This window comes from Sphingobacterium sp. HJSM2_6, from assembly GCF_049316305.1.
Taxonomy (GTDB): Bacteria; Bacteroidota; Bacteroidia; order Sphingobacteriales; family Sphingobacteriaceae; genus Sphingobacterium.
The window spans coordinates 18,250-36,880 of the sequence record NZ_JBMOXB010000019.1 but is presented as its reverse complement, the minus strand read 5'-3'; the positions used below and the strand labels follow the sequence as shown (position 1 = coordinate 36,880).

Here is an 18,631-nt window from a genome sequence, read left to right as displayed (position 1 = left end):
GTTACAATGAATTATTCTTTAAAATATCAGTTGCATTGGGCATGGAAAATTAGTCATAATTATCATGTTCAGTTATTCCTGTATTTTATTTTAGAACTTCTATGTATTTTAAGTTCTTTACTATTTGTTTATTACTCTAAAAATGCAATTGATGTGGCAATCAAGTCCACAGATGGTCAACTACAGGAACAACTTATTTTTGTGGTTTTAAGTATGCTTTTCAGCTTACTATTTAAAACTTTAGCATCGGTAATTAGTCAACGGTCTCAATTGAAGTTTGTGGTATCCCTTCAAAATATGGTGTTAAGTAAGCAATTGCATGCCGTATGGACCTCGTTTTATCAGCGAGAAACTGGAGATTTAATGGTGAGAATGAATGCCGATGTCAATGAGGTTGTTCAAATGATTAGTCAAGTCAGCATATCAGCAGTACTTACGGTAATCAAGATATTGGCCTCTTTTGGAATGCTATGGTTTTTAGATCCCATTTTAGCTGTAATTATTTTGGCCATTTGTCCTTTAATTATACTATCTAAATACTATTACAAAAAACTTAGGATTATTACGAAAAAGGTAAGAACTTTTGAAGGACGAGTAGCAAATGGAATTCAAGAAAATTTTAGAGATCGTCTACTCATTAAATCCTTAGGTCTAATTGATAGTTATATCAATAAATTCGAGAAACTTCAACAGGAGATTCTAACTATAAAAACCAAACAACTTCGTTTGACTATTTATTCCCAGACATTAGTTAAGTTAACCTTAAGTATTGGATACCTTATTGCATTTGTTTGGGGGGTAATGCGGTTAAGTAATCAAGATATATCATTCGGAACACTTACAGCATTTATTCAATTAGTCAATCGAATTCAGAATCCTATGATGGGACTTTTGGGATTTTTACCCTCTTTTATTCGTTTTAGAACTTCTGCGGATCGATTGATTGAAGTTTTTGAATCAGAACAAGAAAATCAAAATGAATTGACCGTAATCAATCCTAATAGTATTCATTTTGATCATGTAGGTTTTAATTATAAAAATCAAATCGTACTTGAAAACATCAATATAGATATCCAAAAGGGAGACGTTTTAGCAATTGTTGGACCAAGTGGTAAGGGGAAAACTACCATGCTTAGATTGCTCTTACACCTCTTGAAACCAAGCTCCGGAAAAATTGTTATAAAAGACGAATCTAATAATGAAATAGCGATTGGTAATCAAACGAAAATGAATTTTGCTTATGTTCCTCAGGGCAATTCATTATTTGCTGGAACCATCAAAGAAAATCTGGTTAAGCCTGGTCAAATAGTCAGTGAAGATCAATTAAATGAAGCAATTCAATTAGCCTCTGCCGATTTTATTTATGGATTACCCAATGGTATTTATACAAAAGTAGGAGAGGGTGGTTTTGGTGTATCCGAGGGACAGGCACAGCGCATTGCTATTGCCAGAGCTATGCTTTTAGATTATGATTTATGGTTGTTTGATGAAGCAACCTCGGCATTAGATCGGGAAACCTCCAAGCAAATTTTTGAAAATTTGCTAAGTAAAGGTCAGGGGAAAATCTTAATATTTGTTACGCACGATTTAGAATTAGCGAACAAATGTCATTATATAGTGAATTTAAAATAATTGATACCTATGAAGGATAATATGGTTTTTGGTCAAAAGGAGTTATTTTATTCCATTGCAGAGCTTAATTTACATATCAAATTACCAGTTGATTTTGATAAAGAATTAGTACTATCTTCCTTCGATCCATTTGAAGTAAGTCCTGCGGAGGCTAACCATATTATTTCTGAAATTGAAGTAATCAATGAATCTAATGGATTTGATCTAGATCAAGGCAAACTGTTAAGTAATGAATCTATATTTTGGGGGGATCGATTTAGATTTTACGAATACGAAGATTCTTACAGTGCTGTTTTACAAACAGAAGATTATCAGCACGTTTGTACGATGGTTTGCAATAAAGACTTTAGTAAAGTAACTATAAAACACCCTGGCCATCAATATTACAAAGAAGATGTGCTTTCCTGGTTATTGATGGTCGTGTTTGCACAAGCTGGTTTACTACATTCTACCATATTATTACATGCCTCGGTGGTGGAAGATGGTACCTATGCTTACGCTTTCTTAGGCAAAAGTGGTACAGGAAAAAGTACACATAGTCGCTTGTGGTTAAATAATTTTGAAGATTTTCAATTGCTAAATGATGATAATCCTGCAATAAGGAAAAATAATGATCAACAAGTATATGTCTATGGTACTCCTTGGAGTGGTAAGACTTCTTGTTACCGAAATATAAAAAGAGAATTGAAGGGGATAGTTCGATTACAACAAGCAAAAACTAATGAGTATATCAATCAATCAAATAAAGATAAACTCATCGCTTTATTACCTAGTTGTTCAGCTATTCGATGGAACCCACATTTGTTTTCGGCTATGACAGCCGTTGTAGTGCATGTGGCAAATGAAGTTCCTGTTGGCTTATTAAATAATTTACCGAATAATGAAGCCGCTATGCTTTGTTATAACAATATTAATCACACTAAATTAGCTTAAAATGAAAATTAATTATTTGTGTTTTTTTGGGGTTCTAATGATGACCTTATTAAACTCATGTTTGGTTTCCAAGAAGGTTACTTATCTAGAAGATATGGCACTAGGAGAATCTTACAACATGACTCCAATTCCGGATATCAAAATTCAAAAATTTGATAGAATTAGCATTTTTGTCGGATCTAAAACACCGGAACTTGCAGCCCCTTTCAATGAAAGTAGCGGTTTATACAGTGTAAATGAAAAAGGAGACTTGTTAAGTGTAGGTTCAGGAAATACAACGAATAAAGGGTACCTGGTCGATAATCAAGGAAATATTGAGTTTCCAATTCTGGGATCTTTAAATGTAGAAAATTTGACGGTGGCTCAAATTAAAGAATTAATACAATCTCGCTTAAGAGATGAAAAATTAATTAATTCAGCGTCTGTTAAGGTTGAGTTAATCAATTTGAAAATTATGATGATGGGCGAAGTAGGAGGTGTAGGTATCATTGAAGTACCTGATGGAAATATCAACATATTAGAAGCGATAACCCGAAGTGGTGGTTTAACTAATAATGCTTTAGTAAACGAAATTGCTGTTATCCGAGAAGAAAATGGCGTTAGAAAAATCTATTATAATGATATTGAGAAAGTTGATTTATTTAATTCTCCAACTTTTCATCTAAAACAAAACGATATTGTTTATGTAAAACCAAAATCTGCAGTCAATACTCCGCGTGAGGATATGAGTTGGAGGTATATAGGCATGACCACCGGTCTAGTAACACTTGCTTTTACGATTTTCGCCTTGTTTCAAAAATAAAATACCTGATCTATGAATACAATGCAAAAAGCACCTGATTTACTAAGAAATAAGCAGGATAAATCTTTAAACGTTCTCGATTTAATAAAGTATTATTTAGCCAATTGGAAATGGTTTATACTATCAATATTAATATTTGGAGGCTATTATTTTTACGATTACAGTAAAACTCCATTTTTATATAGCCGTAGTCAAACGGTTATGATAAAAACATCTAGTAACACCATTTCTCCGTCTAGAATTACCAGACCAAACAACTTTTATAATGCCGTAAATGTGAATAGTGAAATTCTTCAATTACGCTCAAAGGAGCTTATGAGAAATACGATTCAACATTTAAATGCGAATATAAATTATACCATAAAATCTAGATTACGTGAAATTGAATTGTACAATACATCACCATATATTGTCACATTTATCAATAGTAATCCAAATAGTGCGGGCTCATTTCGAATCGCTAAAAAAAATGATCAAACCGTTATATTATCGACATTCAATGGTTTAGATAATGAAAAATCGATAGAAGTAAAATTAAATTCCGAGGTAAAAACACCAGTTGGTTCTTTATATATTTCTGCGAATCCAGACTTAAAATATAGAAAGTTTACAGAACCTTATTTAACCGTTACCAAAATTCCTCTAGAACAATCTGTGGGCGAATTTTTAGGGAAACTTCGTATAAGTCAAATGGAGGATGTAGAGATTTTACAATTGACTCTAGACGATAGTTCACCTGTTAGAGCAGGGGATATGATCACTAAAATTATCCAAGTGTATAATCAAATGACCATCGAAAATAAAAATGCGATTGCTCGAAATACCTCTGAATTTATTAAGGAACGGATTGCATTAATTGAAACCGAGTTAAGTAATGTAGAAACTGACTTGGAGCAAATGAAAACTCAAAATCAAGGTTTGGATGTAAAAGCTGCTGGTGAGCAGTATTGGTCGGAATCCAGAACATATGAAGCGTCGAGTAAGGAGATTGAAACGCAAATGAAATTGGTGGAAATTATGCGTAATCGCTTAAGTGACCCAAGTCGTGTGAATGATTTAATCCCTAGTAATACCGGTTTAGTGGATAACAACATTGAATCAATCATTTCGGAATATAATGTGGTATTGTTAAAAAGAAATAGATTACTTGCGGATAACAACTCCGGAAACCCGATTGTTCAAGATTTGGACAATGCACTCGTTGCGATGCGCGAGAATATTCAACGTGCTATTGAAAACGTGATTACTGGTTTTACTATAAAAATCCGTAACCTCAAACAAGACGAAGGAACCGCAATTTCTAAAGCTAGAAGAATCCCTGCCAAGCAGCGTATTATGTTGTCTGTAGAACGTCAGCAAAAAGTGAAGGAAGAACTCTATATTTTCTTGTTGAATAGAAGAGAGGAAAACGAAATCAACCAAGCGATGACAGACGATAACCTTAGGATTATCGATTCTGCAGCGGGAAGTGATTTCCCAATCTATCCGAATAAAATTAAAAAGTTAGCGATAGGTGTGGGAATCGGTGTATTAGTTCCAGCAGTTTTGCTAACCATAATGTTATTGCTTAATACAAAAGTTAGAAGCCGTAAAGATATTGAAAATGAATTGAGTGTACCATTCTTAGGCGAAATTCCTCATTCGGCGGATTTAAGATCGGCTGAATCTGATGTAGTTGTTAAAGAACAAGGAACCGATGAAGTGACAGAAGCATTTAGGATCTTTAGAACAAATATCGGGTTTATGGCAGCTGGATTAAAGGATAAAAAGGTCATCACTTTTACATCCTTTAATGTGGGGGCTGGGAAGACCTTTTCTGTAATCAATTTAGGGGTAAGTATGACCTTTTTAAATAAAAAGATTGTTGTGGTTGACTTGGATTTAAGAAAAGGTACGCTTAGTAATAAATCAAGAGAGCCAATGCCAATCGGAGTGACGCATTATTTGTCGGATCCATCTGTGGCATTGAATGATATTATTTATCCTAATGGAATTGATGGGCGCTTGGATATTATACCCATAGGTGTCATTGCTCCTAATCCTGTTGAACTATTATTAGGTAATCGCTTAGATCAATTATTTACTGAATTGAAGGAACGGTATGATCATATCTTAGTTGATAATGTTCCTCTTGGTATCGTGGCTGATGCATCCATCGCCAATCGTATAAGTGATACTACCTTATTTGTGATTCGTGCAGGTAAGATGGACAAACGTCAATTAGCAGACGTCCAAGATTTATATGACAGTAAGAATCTGACGAATATGGCGGTCTTGTTAAATGGTGTGAAATTCAATAGTACTATTTACGGATATGGAGGGAATAGTTATGGTTATGGTGGTTATGGATATGGCTACGGATATGGCTATGGTAACACCAAGAAACGTAATTTCTTTTCAAGATTATTTAAATAACAGCCTTAAAAATACCCTAAATCCAAAGGGATTTATAAAAACGCATCTTACCTAAAGTAAGGTGCGTTTTATCTTGTAGATTAAATTCTACAAGATTTTTTTTGAAAATTGACCTATTTTTCTTTATACTTCAAGTGACTGTGGTTGTAAGTTTACAAAATAGATTATTCAGTGCATTTCTCATAACTTAAAAATATTGTAAATTTAACAGTTTATTAATCTTTTGTAATAATAAACTAATTAAAAATAATATTATTCAATTTATAATAATTATTTTGGTGATTTTAGGTAGTCTAATTTTTTTAAAATTAATTATTAGGATAGGTGTCTATTAATTTAAGTTATAAAAAATACCAATTTCAAGAGTATATTTGTGAAGGATATGAAAAATGAATTAAAAAATTGTTATTCACACTAACTATTATTTTTCAGATTCGATTAGAAATTAGGCGAAACTAGGATTCAAATTATTAATCTAAATAGAATCCTAGTTTTTGTTAAACTTCCTAATGAATTATATAACTAAAGTGTAATATATATTTAATCAGATGATAAATAAATTTTTGGCGATAGCGTGTGTGCTTTTATGCTGTACAAAATCGTATGCTCAAACAATGGATTTAAAACGGGATACTGTAATTACTGTCTCGAGTGATAGATATGCAGTACAAACCAATAAATTTTGGGATAATTGGTATATCGGTGCTGGTGGCGGAGCGCTTATCTTTTTTGGAGATCACAACAAACAACAAAAGTTTGGCGAACGTCTATCTCCAAATTTTAATTTCTATTTGGGAAAATCTTTTAGCCCTGGCGTAGGTATTCGCGCAGGTATCAGTGGATTTAAAATAGTTGGTCTTACTCAAAACGGAAGTCATTCAACGGGTGAACAATACGGTGAAATTCCTTGGGAAGGTTTTTGGTTATACAAGCAAGAATTCAACTTCTACCATATTCATGCAGATGCCATGTTTAATGTGACTAATTTAGTTGCTGGATTTGATGAGGATCGTTTTTATCATGTAAGCCCATATTTAGGTTTAGGATGGATGGTTTCTAGAGATGAACCAATTGAGCGGGAAGTAAGTGCTAATATTGGTGTATTGAACTCATTTAAATTATCTAAAGGTTTAGATTTAACCCTGGACGTTCGTGGTTCTATGGTGAATGATCGATTTGATGGTGAATTAGGAGGAAGAAGAAATGAAGGCTTTATGGCTGCTAGTATTGGTCTCCAATATAAATTTAATAAGAGAAATTGGAGTAAACCAATTACAACGACCATTACTTATGATGATGCGGAATTCTTAAAGATTTTGGATCAAATCAAGAAATTGGCTGACGATAATGAATCACTTCGTGAGCAACTTGCAAAAGCTAGAGATACTACAATCACAAATATTGAAGTTAAAAAGAATATGTTAGCTGCGCCAATTTTAGTGACGTTCCCTATAAACAAAAGCACAGTTAGTAACGAAGCTCGTGTGAACTTAGGATTCTTTGCTAAATTAATTAAAGAAACAAGTCCAGATATTACTTATTCGATTACAGGATATGCCGATGAAGGAACTGGTACACCAACAATTAATGAGCGCTTAAGTAGAGAACGTGCTGATGCAATATATGATGTATTAGTGAAGGAATTTGATGTAAATCCTAAACAATTGAAAAAACACCATAAAGGTGGAGTCGCAAACATGTATTATAACGACCCTCGATTGAGTAGAGCAGTTATTACTATCGCCGATATTTTAATTAATGAATAGTTTATTTAATTCTTTTGAAAAAGGTGCTTCGGCACCTTTTTTTGTTTATATCCATTGGGTTTAACCGACTTAATTCCATGGCTTCTTTACTAATAGGATGTAAAAGATATGCTGTTTACTACCTCCCTAATCTAATCCGCTTGATTTTCTAAATTTTCTTAATCGGATTATTGATTTCAAATTAGGAAAAATTTTCATGATCTTTAACGGGAATAAATTTAGTTATTATGAGGTTTTTTCTTAGCCTAATGGTTTTGGCAATTTTGACCAATTGTCAAAATGTTCAAGATGAAAAGAACGTAATGGTAGATCGTAATTTAATAGGCCCATATCCAATGCCTTCGGTTCCAGTTGACCTAGTCGATGCTAACGAAAAAATCAATTATTTGCTTAATCAGTATTGGGTGAATTTTGATTTTAATAGGAATTACAATTCTGTGCATAAAGCCTATTTAGAACAAGCTTTAGTGGATTACATTCATCTATTTACAATGGCCACGGAACAACAAGTGGGTAAAAGTCTAGAAGAATTGCTCTTAAAAGTTAAAGTAAATAAAACGAACCTTTCTTTAGTTATAGCAATTCTAGAAGAATATCTTTATAACCCCAATTCACCTTATCAAAATGAAATGCATTATGCTAGTTTTATACAAGCATTAATAAAGCATACCGCTATGTCTTCCATAGCGCGTGAAAACTATAAGACCTTATTACCCATTTTGAATTTGAATAAACCTGGAACGTATGCCAATAATTTTACGTTTTACCTTAGTAATGCTAAATATTCCAAACTCTATGACTTAACGAAGGACTATATATTACTAATCTTTTATGAGCCAGGATGTACGAATTGTGCGGAAGCTATTCAATTGATGAAACAACATGTTGATTTGAACCAATGGATTGAACGAGGGGAATTGGAAATTCTAGCGGTGTACCCCGATGGAAATCAAGAAATTTGGGAATCTTACCAAGCGAATATTCCCTCCAATTGGTTAAATGCTGTAGATTTAAAACAAGAAGTTTTGAAGAAAGGTTTGTATCAGATTCGGGCAACTCCGAGCATCTACCTATTAGACCAATCTAAAAAGGTTATTTTAAAAGATGTTCCATTATATACTGCTGCTGATTTCTTGAAACAAAATATTCCATAGTTTACATACATGGTGAGTCAGGTATTTTTTTAAGCTTTGCTGTGTTGCTTTTACTATAATTTTACCAATGTGTAACATTCTTAAGTTTAATTAGTTAAAGTGTAAATACTTAAATAAAAAATAATTTAAATTTGTATTACATATTTAAAGATTTGTTATAGGACCTATAACATAGGCTCCTGTTAGATGCTGTAATTATTCATATATTTTCAACGATGAGACAAGCTACATTCCATTACGATCCCACCAAAACCTCTTTTCCAATTTTAATAGCGATTTGTTTAGCACATTTATCCAATGATTTAATTCAATCCATCATTCCAGCTTCCTATCCAATGTTAAAGGAGAATTTTCATTTGAATTTTACTCAAATTGGTATTATTACTTTTTGTTTTCAATTATCATCTTCGCTATTGCAACCAATTATTGGAGCATATACCGATAAGTATCCAAAACCCTATTCTCAAATTTTTGGAATGTTGTTTAGTTTACTAGGCGTAATTGTACTTGCCTTTGCAAAAAGTTATGCATCGGTATTAGTTGCCGTTACCTTGGTTGGTATAGGTTCTTCTATTTTTCATCCAGAATCTTCTAGAGTAGCATTTTTATCCTCTGGAGGTAAACGAAGTTTAGCGCAATCTATTTTTCAAATAGGAGGGAATACAGGTGCTGCCTTAGCTCCTCTGCTCTTGGCTTGGTTAGTATTGCCATATGGACAAAAACATTTATTATGGTTTGTGGTGGTGGTTTTGCTAGCACAGCTTATCTTATCCTATATTGCCAGTTGGTACAAGCAGGTGTTGAGTAGCCTTCAAAACCAGCGTAAGAAGATTATACAAATTCCAGATATTCCTGCCTTTCGAATCCATATTTCGATAGGTATATTGTTACTGTTAATTTTTTCTAAATATATCTATATCGCAAGTATTAGCAGCTTTCTGCAATTTTTCATGATGGAAAAATTTAATATCTCAGAATCTGCAGCGCAGCTTTATTTATTTTATTTTTTATTTGCTATAGCCATAGGCACCTTAGTAGGAGGAGCCATTGGAGATGTTATAGGTAGAAAATATGTTATTTGGTTGTCCGTTTTAGGCTGTTCACCTTTTACGATCTTATTGCCATTTGCAAATCTATTTTGGACCGGAATATTAATCACTATGATAGGTTTTATAATGGCTTCGGCATTTCCTTCCATTTTGGTTTATGCCCAAGAATTATTGCCTAAAAAATTAGGCATGGTATCAGGTTTATTTTATGGCTTTGCTTTTGGTATGGGTGGGTTAGGAGCCGCTCTTTTAGGGATTTGGGCAGATCATTCTTCCTTAACCTACATCTATTACTTCTGCTCATACCTTCCATTAATTGGAATATTTACGTATTTCTTACCCGATTTGAAGAAAATAAAATTTAAACTTACTTAAGCTTTATGCGCATCTTTCAGCGCTACCCAAATAGTCGCAAAACCACAATGAGGATCTTCGATACTATGCAATAGGATTCGAAATCCACAGGCAAGCAATATGGATCTATATTCACTAGGAGCAAAGGAAGCATGGAATAACTTTTCGCCATAATTATTTCCTAAGCGCTCTTCATTTGCATTTCCAGAAGTGAAAAGTAATATTCCACCGACTTTTAATTGGGTAGCGAGATTCTTAATGACCTTTTGCTGATCTTCTTTGGTTAAATGAAATAGGCTATGCCAAGCGATAATACCATCAAAATATTCTTTTTCAAAATTAATATTTCGCATATCCTGCAGGATAAATTCTTGATCTGGAAAGTGTTTTTTTGCTAGTTCAAGCATCTTTTCGCTCGCATCGCAGGCCGTAATTTGTAACCTGTAATTTCTTAAAAATTGAAGTATTGGCCTTCCTGTGCCGCAACCTAAATCTAAAACAGATCCATGATCGGGAATATATTGTAAAAAGAGTTCTAAATATGATTTTTCCATTAATGTCAGGCTTCTGCCTTCTTCAAAAGACTTTGCTATTTTATTATAAGCTTCAATATTCCGATCCATCTGTTTTATCAAATTTGCTATTGAAAGCTAATCCCTATCTTTTGATAACCTAATCCATTGATTAGTGGCCGCAAAACATGGGCAGCGTTAATTTTTGTTTGGTCTAATATATCGGATTTTTTCACCTGATTCTGAATTTCCTGCTCTGCATTTTTATAGGCCTCATCCACTAAACTTGCTTCTCTGAAAAAAGCCATTTTTGTGTCGTACACTTTGGAGTTTTTATGATCTATTTTTACATAACATATTTCAGGCTTAGGTAGCTGAATATGAACCGAGTCTTCAGATAGGCTCACATCAGTTGCTTTGAGTTTACTTAAATCAATACAACCTACGGCCTCGGCTTTGATAATTAACAACACGCTCGCTTCTGGTAAAAAGCTGGATAATTCTTTATGCTCCAACACATCGCTAAACCGGTACTTTACTAATTCCAATTTTCCCATGGACTCAATACTTTCCAAGAGCACCTGATGCTTTGTTTCGGTACTTGTGCCTGGTTGAATACGGTTCCATAGGAACCAAGTTCCTCCAATGAGTATAATCAAGGTAAGTAGGATCTTTATTAATTTATTCATAGCTATTTCTATGTCAAATTACAGACCAAAACTTTTTTGATTTGTCAGTTAAGCGCAAGACTATCAGACCTATGTATAACGATTGTGTTACAGTATTTTCAACTTTCTGGAGTCCTGTACAATAACAACTTTTCAGGATTTCCCCAAAATTATAAATCAACTGTTATTCACTAGATGTATAGATTTTAGAGCTTGAAATAGCTTGCAGTACATAAGATCTGCAGGATTTTTCCGAATTGACTAATTTAGGGGTGCAATTTAATCGACATAAGGAAATCAAGAGCTGGATATTTTGGCAAAGAGGATAATTGCTGAGGTCATTTTAGACATGCTTTTTTATCTAGGGAAGATGATTAAAAAAATAGGTAGTTGTATGATTTGTAGCTCGCACAATATACCGCAGTAGAATTCACAATAAAAAAAGCAGCAATAGGTTATATTGCTGCTTTTTTATTAGATGAAATCTATATGATTAATCTACAAATTTACTCCAATCTGCTTGGTCTTCATATTCCAAAACTGGATTTGCTTGATTATTACTATTCAATTGACCTGTAAACATAGCTAAATCCATCGCGATATGTTGGCGAGTAATTTCCACTAATTCAGGATTAAACCCATCCATTTGTAAAACAAATTGGAAACACAACGTACGAGCAATCATTCTACCAATCGTAACAAGGTCGCGCTGGCTAAAGGAATTTTCAATATTGATATCCAATTGCTTTTTAAAGTAATCCGCACTAAAATTGCTGTTTTTATAGGTTTTAAGGAAATTTAAAAGATTATTTTCTTTTGATTTCTTCATCAATTTAAAAATTCCTTCTGCAATTTGCGTATAGAGCATCTCATTAGAACCTTCAAAAATTTGGAAAGGTCTACTATCAACTACTGCACGTCCGGCATAGTGATCTAAGCGATACCCATTTGCGCCAGACAATTGCAAACTCATTTGTGCAGATTCTTGCATTAAATCGGTAACCAGGGCTTTTAAACTATTCGCTTCAACACTCATGGATGCTAAATCATTTTCGATACCACTCGTATTTACACTGAAAGCACACATACCAGAACAAATCGTAAATGCCATTTGAATACGTGCTAACTGATATTTAACGGCATCATTTTGACTTAATGGAACAGCAGCGATTAATCTATTTTGGCAATGTTTAATCGACTCATCCAATAGCCGTTTTAAAAATCCCATTCCCATTCCAGGGAATTGTAATCGACTACGGTGTAACGTATCTAGCATCAATTTAATACCAGTACTTTCTGGTGTTAACTTTTGATTTTCAGGAACAAGAATATCAATCTCATTTATACCATAAGGAATTGCATATAGTCCTAAATTTTGATAGCGATGATTCATCGGAATGGTTTGCTCAGGTTTTGCATTTTCGGTAACAAAAAAATCGATATCCCGAGACAAATCTCCGTTTGCAGCAAATTTACGAGCAGTCACTAGCCAAAAATCAGCAGCACCACTCAAACCTTGCCAGTGCTTTTCCCCTTTAATATGGTAAGATTCTGCGACCTGTTGGTATGCCGTCTTCATATTTAAGGCATCACTTCCATAAGCTTTCTCCGTAATCATTAAACCACCCATGGCATTTTTTTCTAGAAACTGTCTAAAAACATGCTCCTGGACTTGCGCATCTCCATACTTTGCTAAAGGTTCCAAAAATAACGCAATATTAATTCCAAACATTAATGACAATGCTAAGGATTCGTATGATGCAGCAGAAAGGACCGATAAACATTCTTTTACATTTACGCCTCGACCACCATATAATGTAGGTATAGCTACGGCTAGAGGCTGTTTATTCAAGATATCTTCCAGAAATTCAGCTGGTAAATCGCGCTGTAAACTTAATGCATTAAAATCGTACTTTTCCTGAAATAGGTGATGCAAATGTTTTCTAAATCCTCTAATGTAGGTGTCGAAATCTAATTGCTCTTTTAACTCAATCATAGGATATTATAAATTGCTGTAAATCAAATTTTTATTTGTTAAACATAGTTATACCATCTATTGTTTTTCAAAAAATCATTCCTTATTAATTGGAACAACTTGAAGGAGATGAATAAATTGTTTTAGTAAAATTAGGTAGTTAGCTAATGATAAACTGTGAATAATAGGATAAAAATTAGGACAAATCGTGCATGAGCCTGTTAAATACTATTTAACGATTGTCGATAATCTGTCGGAGAAATGCCTACTATTTTTTTAAATAATCGAGCAAAATAGGAGGGGTCTGTAAATTCTAATTCATAAGCTATATTAGCCACACTCTTCGTGGTTTCGCTTAAAAGTAATTGACTGTGAATAATGGCAACCTCTAAAATTAATTCTTTAGAAGACTTTTTAAATACAGATGAAACACATCGGTTTAAGTAATTCTCTGAAACGGCTAATTTATCCGCATAAAATTTCACTTTTTTTTGATCATAAAAGTGGGTATGTATTAATTGCTTAAAAGTAATGGCTATTTCTTGTTTTCTTGCCAAACTCTTGTTGCTGTTGGAGAGTTTGATGATCTTTAATAATACGGTTCGTAGGATACTTTCGTAGAGTTCTTTATAGGGTTGTTTGGTGTAAATTTCTCGATTTAATATTTCTAATAATTGGGTTAATTCCACATCATCCTCCGCCTGTAAATTTAAAAGTGGGGATATGGAAAAAATATTAAGAATTTCTTGTTCTCGAAACAAGGAAGTCATGGCTTGTTCCTTAATAAGTACACAGTGCCCTTGGGCATTTTTATCAACGGCATCGATAGCTGATGTATGTCCATAATTACTGATTAAGACAGCTGGTGCTTCAACTTGATATTCAGTGGAGGCTATTTGATGTTTAAAATGACCCTTGGTAATATGGATCAACAGATTATACCCAAAGAAAAATGTAGGGATTGGCGTTTTAAGATAAGGCGCAATATCACTTAATGGAAAAATCTTTATCGGCGTTTGAATATAGGTAAGATGCTTCAAATCCGCATCCATAAAACGCTCTACAAATTGATCTGCATTAATTTTATTTTTCTCCATGAAAATAAAATGATGAATATTTCTTTATCGACTACTTGGATAAAGATACAGATTGTGGTTTAAAATTAACATAAATGATTCTATAAATTCATTTGTTAAAGATTTGCGAACCTATTAAACTCTTATAAACCAATTCTGTGTTTCTTGAAAATTATCTTTAGTTTAATTATTTAAATATTGATTAAAATTAACTAATTTAATACTGTTGTTTGACAATATAGGTTAATCGGATAGGTGAAATACGTATTGAAATTTTGGGATAATATTCAATTCATTGATCAGGTCAATCCTTCGAAAGATTAAGAAACTTTTCTATTTAAAATACATCCGTATGGAAAAACGGTTAGATCGAATAATAAGTATTCTGGAAAATATATTCCAATTACTACTTGTCAAATTGACTAATGAACAGGCTCCTGATAAATCGATAAATATGATCAATATGATCGATGTTGGTTTTGATCTGAATGAGCAATTATTATCTGCCCAAGAGGTGATGACTCTCTTGAAAATAGGTCCTTCAACTTATTATCGATTTGTGAAAAAAGGTATCCTCCATCCAATTATTGTTAGTAAACGTCATTATTACCGTAAAAGTCACATTAAAGAGCTTTTAACCCAAGCTAAATTCAAGTATAAATAAAATTAATTTGTCGTATTAACCTTCTGAAGATGCTAATTCCAATTGCTTAGCTCTAGTTTTCATTGTGGTTTTCGATTTATACATCGACATAGCAAGGCTCTTCCTGTCTCAGCTATTAAAGTCAAAAATCGTTGACACGGTCAAGTGACCGTTTATTCTTATAATTCTTAAGCAAGTAATTTTTTATTTCACCTCTAAAATGAAGGAACTAAGTACGGATCTCCGTATATAATGGATCGGATCTCCGTTGGAAATTTGCTTACGAGATCCAAGGAATATCCGTTTAACTTCCGAAGGAGATCCGAAGGAGAACAAATTTTAAACCAATGAAATCCATGCTCTTAAAGTTATATTTTCCTGTATAAAGCGAAAGATTCCATGGATAAACTAGATAAATATAGTCTGATGAATGATTAGATAAGCTGCTTGAATTGCTTAAGATAATTAGCCTCCACACGATTAAAAACGAAAAAGCGTGTCTCATATTCTGAAAACACGCTCTTTATGAAGTGCCCGCGGCGAGATTCGAACCCACATCGTCAGAACCGGAATCTGATATTCTATCCATTGAACTACGCAGGCGGCAGGCCAAAAATACTATTATTTATGAATTAAATATAAAAATAGGTTACTAAAATTAGTAACCTATTGATTTTGTTGTCTTTGAATTGTTTGTAGTTAATGATCAGCATCAACAAAGTGCATTTCAAACTTTAAATCCAAATCAGTAGCCCCAGAGAATTTATTAAAATCAACGATTTGAATATCTGAATTTACATTGATACTGGCTTTAACTCCTGGATTTAAATGTTTCATTATATAACGTAAAACAAACAAATTCGTTGGTTTATCAACTGTTATGTACCCAATCGTACCTACTTTGACACTGGTTCCATCTGTTTTTTTGTCCTTATAAACGATTGTTGCACTGTTTACAGGTATTTGATTGAAAAAAGCAAAATGTTGATCATGTCGTTCTACGAATGTTTGTTGACTTGGTCGACCTTGAAAATCGGTCACTTTCAATTCAAAACGGTATGTTTTATTGTGCTCTAGATCTAAATGCGCTCCAACCGGGGCAATAAAATTTATTCCGGAAAAGGAAATGCTATCTTTCTCAGCATCCTTAATATCATTATAATGAAAATGATCGCCATGCGCTTCACGTTCAACTTCGGTGAATACTAATTTGGCAGCACTCAGTTCTTCTTGATCTACTTCTGGAATAGGTTCATCTTTACCACATGAACTAATGGAAGTAAGTAGGGCTAGTGCAAATATAATGGATAATGATTTTTTCATGATTGTCTATTTTTTAAAAATTGTATTGAAAGGATAATGTGAAGTTGCGACCTGGACGATGGGCATAATACCTAAATCGATCCATGTAATCTTTGTATGATTTGTTCAAAAGATTATCTACGGCAAGTGACACTTTTGCAGTTCTTTGATTTAATGGAATTGTACGCGTAATAAATAGATTGAATAAATGATAACTGGCTGGTGCTGCAGCATAATCCGAACCTTCCATAAATCGGTTTTGTTTACTTACGAATTGATGGCTTAATTTGACATAGTCTAATGCATTATTATGGAAATTCCATTGGATATGTTGGCCAAATCGATCGGAAGGAATGTAGGGCAGGTAACTGTTGTTTTCTCTGTTTTTAGCCCTCACCATACTTCCCGTTATTTGATAAGCGAATGATGTATTGATGGACCAGCTAGCAGAGAAATCAGCTCCATAAAATAGCGCATCATGCTGCTCATACTTAAAAAGTGGAAATGTGCCTCGAATGGTTTGCTTTACTTGTAAAGGATCAGGCATGCTGTAGATATAACCATTAATCCCTTGTGCATAAACATCCGCAGAAATATTCCATTGATCAGGAGCAAAGGTTAAGGAATGAATCCATTTAAGGCCTTTTTCTGTTTTCAAATCTAGATTTCCTAGTTCATAAATTGCAGCGGCATGATGTACCCCATCACTATACAATTCATTCGCAGTTGGTGCCCTCCAGGCTAATCCCAAATTGCTTTTGTAAGCCCATGCCTCATGGAAACTATATTGAACGCCCAAATTTCCTGAAATGTTCTGAAAACTTCGGTTGTCAGTTAATAAGTATTGCTCAGGTATTGCTGAATTTTCCTCATTATATCGAAAACGATATCCTGCAGCATCAAAAGATTTATAATCATATCGCCAACCTGCTTCTAAGGTTAGTTTATTCATTTGGTATTGATGTATACCAAATAGTGCGATTTGATAACTGTCAAAATTTGGAATTATAGGGGTTGTTCCTGTTCCTGCAATATTATTATTGACTTGAATCCCTGATTGTAAGCCAATGGTATGTTTGTTCAGTTTTAGATGCACATTCAAATCTTGGCTCGTTAAAACGAGGTCAGACATGGGGATATCATCACTTACACTTCTACGCATGTCGAATTCCTTTCTGTGATTCCGTTGAAAGCCATATTGGGCTTCCAATCGAACGTCATCGGATAGGATGTATTGATATTTTAATCGGGCAAGGTGATGATTTACCTCCTGTTTAGGCGCATTGATTTGGTAGGAGAACGCATATTTTTCAAGAGGTTCATCATGTGCTAATCGCGCATAAATATCCTCAATAGTTCCGATATGTGCGCCGTAAAATATCCCTTGCTCAGCAGAATACAAGCTGTAATAGGCATCTACCTGATGCGCATCAGTTTGATAATTCAAATTGGCTGAAGCGTTTTTTTCTTCTGTACCCGTATTGCCTAAGTTATAAGAAGCTGTACGACGATCACCTAACTTTTTACCCGATCCTTGAATCCTCCATCCTAAACCTGGATAGCCCATTAAACCGCCTTCTAACTGAAGGTTTCCAGTAAGTCCTTGACCATTCGTTTGTGCTAATAAATCAGCTTTTCCAGATATTCGATCGGTCTTTATGGGCTTTGATTTACTAATTAAAACTCCACCGAGTGCGTCTGCTCCATAACGGACCGATTGTGCTCCTTTTATCAATTCAAACTCGTCGGCACTAAATGGATCCAATTCTGGAGCGTGCTCCATGCCCCATTGCTGGCCTTCCAGTTTTACTCCTTGATTTAACAGGATTACTCGATTGCTATGTAATCCGTGAATGACTGGTTTTGCGACGCCATGACCAGAACTTAAGATGGAAACACCACTTAATTGACTAAATACCTCAGCCGCTAATTTACCCTTTGATTCCGCTATTTGATCATTAGATAATGCCTGTATTACCGCTGTATTTTGTTCAGGCTTATGGCCAGTTACACGGATACTTTCGATTTCTTGTACGGCCGTATGTAGGTGGATATTAATCGTAGAATCATGACTTAAATGGATAATGTCTTCATAATCTTCATACCCAATCAGCTGGATTTTTAATCGATAATTTCTATGATTAGGAATTTTATGAAAAACAAAAGTACCCTGTTCATTGGATTTTGTCTTCAGATTTAAGGAATATAAACGGATGCTTGCTCCAACAAGAACTTGTTGGTTATCATCCATTACTTTACCAATTAATGAGCTATAATTTGTGGATTGTGCCGATACCTTCCAAGAAGAAAGCATAAGAACAATTGCCAACATATATTTTGACATGTAAGA

General features: G+C 34.0%; 14 protein-coding genes and 1 tRNA gene. 8 read left to right on the top strand and 7 right to left on the bottom strand.

Annotation, left to right across the window (positions count from 1 at the left end):
• Positions 1-6: 6 nt before the first annotated feature.
• The 7 genes from ACFRAE_RS15495 (at position 7) to ACFRAE_RS15465 (ending at position 10,126) form a co-directional block, all read left to right on the top strand.
• Positions 7-1,632: an ATP-binding cassette domain-containing protein gene (locus tag ACFRAE_RS15495; RefSeq protein ID WP_422798079.1), complete on the top strand. Its 1,626-nt coding sequence runs from the start codon at positions 7-9 to the stop codon at positions 1,630-1,632.
• A gap of 9 nt (positions 1,633-1,641) precedes the next feature.
• Positions 1,642-2,565, top strand: coding sequence for a hypothetical protein (locus ACFRAE_RS15490; protein ID WP_422798078.1), 924 nt, complete (start codon positions 1,642-1,644; stop codon positions 2,563-2,565).
• Position 2,566: 1 nt separating this feature from the next.
• Entirely contained in the window at positions 2,567-3,367 is an 801-nt protein-coding gene (locus tag ACFRAE_RS15485; protein ID WP_422798077.1) for a polysaccharide biosynthesis/export family protein, read from the top strand.
• A 12-nt stretch (positions 3,368-3,379) separates the two neighbouring features.
• A complete protein-coding gene (locus tag ACFRAE_RS15480; protein ID WP_422798076.1) occupies positions 3,380-5,782 on the top strand; it encodes a GumC family protein in 2,403 nt (800 codons plus the stop codon).
• A 614-nt stretch (positions 5,783-6,396) separates the two neighbouring features.
• Positions 6,397-7,548 (top strand): OmpA family protein, encoded by a 1,152-nt coding sequence (locus tag ACFRAE_RS15475; RefSeq protein WP_422798075.1) that lies wholly within the window; start codon positions 6,397-6,399, stop codon positions 7,546-7,548.
• A 227-nt stretch (positions 7,549-7,775) separates the two neighbouring features.
• The gene (locus ACFRAE_RS15470; protein ID WP_422798074.1) at positions 7,776-8,702 is read left to right on the top strand and encodes a DUF5106 domain-containing protein; all 927 of its coding nucleotides are present in this window, start codon (positions 7,776-7,778) and stop codon (positions 8,700-8,702) included.
• Between the two features lie 215 nt (positions 8,703-8,917).
• The gene (locus ACFRAE_RS15465; protein ID WP_422798073.1) at positions 8,918-10,126 is read left to right on the top strand and encodes an MFS transporter; all 1,209 of its coding nucleotides are present in this window, start codon (positions 8,918-8,920) and stop codon (positions 10,124-10,126) included.
• On the opposite strand, the gene ACFRAE_RS15460 is transcribed toward ACFRAE_RS15465, so the two are convergent.
• From ACFRAE_RS15460 to ACFRAE_RS15445, 4 genes are all read right to left on the bottom strand, one after another.
• On the bottom strand, positions 10,123-10,728 hold the full coding sequence (locus tag ACFRAE_RS15460) for a methyltransferase domain-containing protein (protein ID WP_422798072.1): 606 nt from the start codon (positions 10,726-10,728) through the stop codon (positions 10,123-10,125). The genes ACFRAE_RS15465 and ACFRAE_RS15460 overlap by 4 nt on opposite strands.
• Before the next feature lie 17 nt (positions 10,729-10,745).
• Positions 10,746-11,306, bottom strand: a complete 561-nt coding sequence (locus ACFRAE_RS15455; protein WP_422798071.1) for a DUF4230 domain-containing protein — start codon at positions 11,304-11,306, stop codon at positions 10,746-10,748.
• 472 nt (positions 11,307-11,778) lie between these two features.
• Positions 11,779-13,281, bottom strand: coding sequence for an acyl-CoA dehydrogenase family protein (locus tag ACFRAE_RS15450; protein ID WP_422798070.1), 1,503 nt, complete (start codon positions 13,279-13,281; stop codon positions 11,779-11,781).
• A gap of 200 nt (positions 13,282-13,481) precedes the next feature.
• Positions 13,482-14,357 (bottom strand): helix-turn-helix domain-containing protein, encoded by an 876-nt coding sequence (locus tag ACFRAE_RS15445; protein ID WP_422798069.1) that lies wholly within the window; start codon positions 14,355-14,357, stop codon positions 13,482-13,484.
• Positions 14,358-14,688: 331 nt separating this feature from the next.
• Between ACFRAE_RS15445 and ACFRAE_RS15440 the strand changes: the two genes are divergently transcribed.
• A complete protein-coding gene (locus tag ACFRAE_RS15440; protein WP_422798068.1) occupies positions 14,689-15,000 on the top strand; it encodes a helix-turn-helix domain-containing protein in 312 nt (103 codons plus the stop codon).
• A 510-nt stretch (positions 15,001-15,510) separates the two neighbouring features.
• Here ACFRAE_RS15440 and ACFRAE_RS15435 read toward each other — a convergent pair.
• The 3 genes from ACFRAE_RS15435 to ACFRAE_RS15425 all read right to left on the bottom strand — a co-directional run bounded on the left by ACFRAE_RS15435 (position 15,511) and on the right by ACFRAE_RS15425 (position 18,625).
• Positions 15,511-15,582 (bottom strand) — tRNA-Arg (locus ACFRAE_RS15435).
• 96 nt (positions 15,583-15,678) lie between these two features.
• Positions 15,679-16,302 carry a hypothetical protein gene (locus ACFRAE_RS15430; protein ID WP_422798067.1) on the bottom strand — a complete coding sequence of 208 codons (624 nt, stop codon included), beginning with the start codon at positions 16,300-16,302 and terminating at the stop codon, positions 15,679-15,681.
• 13 nt (positions 16,303-16,315) lie between these two features.
• The gene (locus ACFRAE_RS15425; RefSeq protein WP_422798066.1) at positions 16,316-18,625 is read right to left on the bottom strand and encodes a TonB-dependent receptor; all 2,310 of its coding nucleotides are present in this window, start codon (positions 18,623-18,625) and stop codon (positions 16,316-16,318) included.
• Between the last annotated feature and the right edge of the window lie 6 nt (positions 18,626-18,631).